The sequence below is a fragment of the Rhodohalobacter sp. genome, from assembly GCF_041686455.1.
Taxonomy (GTDB): Bacteria; Bacteroidota; Rhodothermia; order Balneolales; family Balneolaceae; genus Rhodohalobacter.
This window is the reverse complement of sequence record NZ_JAWLDW010000113.1, coordinates 1-5,752: the sequence shown is the minus strand read 5'-3', so window position 1 is coordinate 5,752 and position 5,752 is coordinate 1. Positions and strand designations below refer to the sequence as shown.

The following is a 5,752-nucleotide window of genomic DNA, read 5'->3' as shown; positions in this document are numbered from 1 at the left end:
CAAATCTTACTCAATCAATCCCTCCAAACCCATTTATGGGTTTTACATACGAGCGCGGGATTTATCCCCGCGAAGATAAAAGCGATGAGTTAATTTCAACTTTTGTTGAAAACATTCAAATTTCATAGAGAAATCTTAAAACTAAGTCTCCAGTGATCAGTTAATCGGTCGTTCGTCCATCGTTATTCGTCAATCGTATTGAAATGAATGACGAATCACCGAACGCCCGAACTGCGATGGACGATTCTAAAACCAAAAAAATTAATCTCTTTCGGCCGGAACCAGGAGAACCGGGATTTTACTCTGCCGGGTTACCTGGTTACTCACCCCTCCTATAAAGAATCTTTCCACAAAGCCTTTACCCTGACTTCCCATAATCATCATAGTGGCTTTATTATCTTCTGCTGCTGAAACAATCTCTTTGGCAGGTGTTCCAAACGTGATGTAGATCTGGGCATTTTCCCGTGTATTGCCGGACAGCTGATCCCGCATTTCATCCAAAATCTGTTCTGTCTGTTTGGTCAGCTCATCACGGCTAACCGGATCTTTCAGTGCAATGGCGTGATGTCCCTGAACGTGTACCAGGGAGAGTTTTTTAATCAGCCCCTCTTTATCCAGTTTTTTAATCACTTCAAACGCACGATAGGCATTTTCAGAAAAGTCGGTTGGATGTAACACATGATCCAGTGATTTTTCATGAGCCTGACCAAGAACAAGCTTCCGTTTCTCTACGTCATCATCGTACCACTCCACTTCCATGTTGATCAGATAGACCGGTAGATCGGATCGGTGAAGAACCTCTGTAGCCGTGCTCCCCATCAGCATCTCCTGAACTTTACTGTGTCCACGGTTACCTATTACTACAAAATCAGCAGCATGTTCTTTCGCAGATTCCAATATCTCTGTAGGAGGATAAAAATGCACCCCGCTTCTTATCTCAATCTCAACCGTAAGATCTTCAGCTTCAAGCTTCTTTTTATACTTTTCCAGTACTTCACGGTGCTCTTCGGTATTCACTTCTTTACGCTTGGTGCTGTATGGTATCGGAACCACATTGACCAGAGTTACTTTTTTCATTCCAAATTTTTTCAAGTGAGGGACACAACTCACAACCAAATCACTGGCTTCTGAAAGGTCAAGCGCTACTACGGCGTGTTTAAATAGTATAGACATATGATCTCCTCTTTATTTAAAACTAAACTCTTACTTTTTCTACTCTAATTTAAGTTAATTAAAACCATCTGCTTTTGTTATAGGGTTTTCCACGATTTATAATCACCTAAAAATCACCAATTATAAGTCCATTGAACCTCTGCTTTTACAGCAATTTTTCCTTCCGAACCGTGAACCCGTAGTGCTGTTTTGGTATTATCAATGCTTTTTCCGCAGATCGTAATCTGTTCACCCAGGTATACAGGCCCTACATTTTCATACTTAATTTCTGAAATAACTTTACCGTCTGCCTTTGATGTAAATGCATCGATCATCAAATGAACTAAAAATGGCGCATGAACAAGAACATTTGGATACCCCTCCATCTCACGCGCGTAATCCTGGTCGTAATGAATTCTGTGACTGTTGAATGTTAATGCAGAATATCGGAAGAGCTGAATGGAGCTTGGTTTGGTAGATTTTCGCCACTCCGGATCGATATCCAACGGCTGTGTACGTATGGGATGCGCTCCCTTCTCACTCTCTTCCCTGAATACGATGGTCTGTTCCTCATCAATGGCAACTGCACCGCGTGTGCTAATCTGATGGCGAATGGTTACAAAACAGAGCTCCCCCGATTTCCCTTCTTTTTCATCAATTTTGGTAATCGTCGACTTCATGTCTGCCGGCACACCTGATTTCAAGGGTTTTTTAAACTTGATTTTACCGCCTGCCCACATTCTGCGAGGCAGTTCCACCGGTGGAAGAAAGTCGCTGTTTCGTTCATGTCCATTAATTCCCAAATCCGCTTGGGGAATGGGAGGATTGAAATAGATCCAATGACCGCAAGGTGAAATTTCCGAACCTTCACTTACCGAATCAGGATCGCCATTCATCAGCGCTTCTAACTTCTGAAGCTGTTCGGTAGCCATCGTATCTGAAATGTCGAAAGAATTTCCAATCCACTTACTTATATCCATCAGCTAAACTCCTTTTTAATTTTTTCATCATGTTCTCCCAAAGCAGGGATTTTGCCAAAATGTATTTCAAATCCCGTAAAACGAGCCGGTCTGTCTGCCATTTTAATCATTTCTCCGTTCATCTCCACTTCGGTCAATCGCAATTGTGGATGTTCGGCAAATTGTTCAAGAGTGTTCAGGTTCGCAAAAGCTATTTGGTGCTTTTTCAGAAGCTGAATCACTCTTTCATGGCTAAGCTTTCCGACCTTATTTTGAATAAGCTCATTTAAGAGAGTAACATTCTTAACCCTCTCTGAGTTTTTCATAAATCGCTCATCTGAATGTTCAATTGCAGAGTTTAGAACACCATTACAAAATCTTTTCCACTCCCGCTCATTCTGAATACCAATCATCACATCCCGGTTATCTGCCGTCTTAAACGGGCCATAAGGTGCAATCTCTGCATGATGCACACCCTTTCGTTGAGGAGTTCTTCCGGCATATTTTTGATGAAACCACGGCACCATCATCCAATCGGCCATCGAATCGAACATTGAGAGCTTGATTGAAACTCCCACTCCAGTTTGATCCCGATGCATCAATGCTTCCAAAATTGCCGAATAGGCGTGCATGCCCGTACTAATATCGGCAATGGATATTCCAACTTTTGCACGCATGTCATCGTCGCCGGTCACATCAATCAAACCCGACTCAGCCTGAACCAGATTGTCATAAGCTTTCATTTCTGCATATTCACCCTCTTCTCCATACCCGCTGATGTCACAAGTGATCAGTTTTGGATATTTTTTACGGAGTGATTCGCTTCCAAACCCCAACTTCTTCATCGAGCCGGGCTTCAGGTTTTGAATCATTATGTCCGCTTTTTCAACTAGCTTAATAAAGAGTTTTTTTCCTTCTTCCGATTTTAAATTGATCCGAATCGACTCCTTTCCGCGATTCACCCATGCAAAATAAGTGCTCTCACCGTTTACTGAATCATCATAATCCCTTGCAAAATCGCCCGACTCCCGTTCCACTTTAATTACACGCGCACCGGCATCCGCCAGCCGACAACTTGCAAAAGGGGCCGATACTGCCTGCTCAACCGAGACAATAGTTACATTTTTAAGCGGCTGAAATTTCATGAAATAACACTCACAATTTTCGTTTAGATATAAAAAAAGCCGAACTCCAAAGTAGAAGCCGGCTCTTTCAAATTCAGATTACTAATCCTGCTTCGGACCTTCTCCTTGTCCGCTTCCTTCTGGTCCCTGCCCCTGGGATGGATCCACAAACTGAAGCTGGTTGCTCAATGAAGTTTGAAGCTCTTCCACATCATCTTCGCTGAGCACTTCTGAGATCTGCTCCACACCTACTTTTTTTAGCAGATTGAATATCATTCTGTTGAACAGCATCTGGTGCGCTGCTGAAGAGAGCTGCATCAATTGTTCCTGAGGTACCTGAGCTCCCTGAAGCTTGATTTTGTTAAAAATCGGTTCGAGCAATTTCTCAATATTTTTGTTGAGCTGCTTTTCGAGCTCTTTCGCGTCTTTATTCTCTTTGCTGGTTACTTCTTTTCCTGAAGGATCTACAATTTTCATAAAATAATTTTTTCGATTTACATTCTGTTTCTCATTACAACACAAAGGATAAACATATCAATCCAAAATGGCGATTTTGATTCTTTGTGTGATCGCCCCTCCAAGTTCGAAACCCTTGGAGGCTTTTAGCCCCGTATCAACTTGCTCTGATATTACGAAATCCCTACTATCAAAAACTTATTATCTGATTAAATTACACACACCCAAAATGGACAACCGTTTTCAGCACTACTTTGATCGGGCCCTTCCTCACATTCGAAAATGGTGGTTTTCGGTGATCTGTATTCCATTCTGTTGGGTTTTGGCTGAACAACACTGGATGGCTCTCAGTTGGGAGATCTCCTTTGCCTGGCAATATCCCTATCCATTCTTTTTGTTTCCTTTCTTCTTTTTCATCGACTGGTTTCTGCTGATTGTGCACGAGGCCGGACATACCTTCTTCGGATTTTTTGGCAGCCGGTTTCTCACCATTCTGGGCGGTACTCTTCTTCAGATCCTGCTTCCCGTTCTGATTTTTCTCTACGGATGGTGGAATCGCCAGCATTTTGTAGCTCAGCTGGGATTACTTCTGACTGCATTTTCATGGATCGAATCTTCCGCATACGCAGCGGACGCTGTTGCCCGAAGAATGCCGCTGATCGGAAACCTGCCCGATTCCGCTCACGACTATTATAACATGTTCAGCATGAAAGGAGTGCTTGCCAATCATATGACCTACGCCTGGGGAATGTACTGGATTGGGATCATTACCACTGCGCTCTTTTTGATCTATCCGCTTTTTAAACGAAAGCATTACGATTATGTAGATCTAGAGATGGAACTGTAAATCAACCCATCAAGGGCTTTAGGATCTAAATTAACAAACGGATATAAGTTAAATAGAATAATATCTATCCTGAAAGGATAGTATATGAATAACCTTGGGTGACGCTTGCGAACCCAGGGTGAACAGTGAATATAAAAACACAACCCTGAAAGGGTTGAACTACAATCAGTGATCAGGCATTTTAGTATTTAAAATAATGGAGAGAATTATGGGCACTTACACACAATTACTATATCAGATCGTATTTAGCACCAAAAACCGACAGCCTATTTTAATAAAAGAAAACCGGAAAGAACTGTTTAAATATATCTGGGGCATTCTGAACAACAAAAATTGTCATCTATATCGTATAAACGGGGTATCAGATCATATTCACATCATAACTCATATTCACCCTACTCATTCAGTTTCAGACTTAGTTAAAATTGTTAAGGTTTCAAGAGGAAACTTTATAAAAAGTAAGAAACTATTTACAGATTTTGAGGGGTGGCAAGATGGTTACGGTGCATTTACTTATAAAATTACCGCTCTTGATCGTTTAATTGAGTACGTAAAAAATCAGGAAAAACATCATAAAAATGTAAGCTATAAAGAAGAATTCATTTCTCTTTTAGAAGAGCATAAGATTAAGTTTGATGAGCGAAATTTACTTTAACATCTGTCATTAAACCCCTTCAGGGTTTTCAACTCTTTTTTGACGAATTACCACGGGTTAAAACCCGTGGCTATTCACATAAAACCCCATTCGGGGTTTATTAATCCAAAAATTTAACCTAGTCTAATCCCAACCCTCCAAGTGTTCCGAACCTTGTATATGTGTGCCAACAATACCGTACTAAAAGATGCGCATTTAAAACCGATTTATCACCGCCATCGCGGCAAAGGGAAAAGCCATAAACAAGCTCTGGGGGTAGTGATGCACAAGCTGCTTCGCATTATCTGGGGAGTTCTCTCCAGCGAAACCGGATATGATCATGCGGTGGATCAGGCCAATCAACAAAAAAAGATCCCTGCTCCCCAAAAAGATGCTCAACGGCAGGAAATGGCGACAAAGCGACGCGAACAACCCTTTGACGAGGCAGCTCCCATAAGCAGAATAGCCACGAAAAAAAGAAAGGCGTACCAACTGTCCCAAGTCAGCAGTGCTGATCAAGTGCGGGATCTTGAGGTACGCCCTAAAAATATAATTGAAGTTTAACGATACAACTTGGAGG

Annotated in this window: 7 protein-coding genes; 3 read left to right on the top strand and 4 right to left on the bottom strand. The window is 41.8% G+C overall.

Features of this window, described 5'->3' with window-relative positions:
* Positions 1–261: 261 nt before the first annotated feature.
* The 4 genes from ACESM0_RS11340 to ACESM0_RS11325 form a co-directional block, all read right to left on the bottom strand.
* Positions 262–1,173, bottom strand: coding sequence for a universal stress protein (locus ACESM0_RS11340; RefSeq protein WP_372906324.1), 912 nt, complete (start codon positions 1,171–1,173; stop codon positions 262–264).
* Positions 1,174–1,286: 113 nt separating this feature from the next.
* Positions 1,287–2,132 (bottom strand): MaoC family dehydratase N-terminal domain-containing protein, encoded by an 846-nt coding sequence (locus tag ACESM0_RS11335; RefSeq protein WP_372906323.1) that lies wholly within the window; start codon positions 2,130–2,132, stop codon positions 1,287–1,289.
* Positions 2,132–3,256, bottom strand: coding sequence for a CaiB/BaiF CoA transferase family protein (locus ACESM0_RS11330; RefSeq protein ID WP_372906322.1), 1,125 nt, complete (start codon positions 3,254–3,256; stop codon positions 2,132–2,134). Before ACESM0_RS11330 ends, ACESM0_RS11335 begins: the two co-directional genes overlap by 1 nt.
* An 81-nt stretch (positions 3,257–3,337) precedes the next feature.
* Positions 3,338–3,712, bottom strand: coding sequence for a hypothetical protein (locus ACESM0_RS11325; RefSeq protein ID WP_372906321.1), 375 nt, complete (start codon positions 3,710–3,712; stop codon positions 3,338–3,340).
* A 208-nt stretch (positions 3,713–3,920) separates the two neighbouring features.
* On the opposite strand from ACESM0_RS11325, the gene ACESM0_RS11320 reads away from it, so the two are divergent.
* From ACESM0_RS11320 to ACESM0_RS11310, 3 genes are all read left to right on the top strand, one after another.
* Positions 3,921–4,538 (top strand): hypothetical protein, encoded by a 618-nt coding sequence (locus ACESM0_RS11320; protein ID WP_372906320.1) that lies wholly within the window; start codon positions 3,921–3,923, stop codon positions 4,536–4,538.
* 208 nt (positions 4,539–4,746) lie between these two features.
* The gene (tnpA, locus tag ACESM0_RS11315; RefSeq protein ID WP_372906319.1) at positions 4,747–5,193 is read left to right on the top strand and encodes an IS200/IS605 family transposase; all 447 of its coding nucleotides are present in this window, start codon (positions 4,747–4,749) and stop codon (positions 5,191–5,193) included.
* A 159-nt stretch (positions 5,194–5,352) separates the two neighbouring features.
* Positions 5,353–5,736 carry a hypothetical protein gene (locus ACESM0_RS11310; protein ID WP_372906318.1) on the top strand — a complete coding sequence of 128 codons (384 nt, stop codon included), beginning with the start codon at positions 5,353–5,355 and terminating at the stop codon, positions 5,734–5,736.
* The last annotated feature ends 16 nt before the right edge of the window (positions 5,737–5,752 follow it).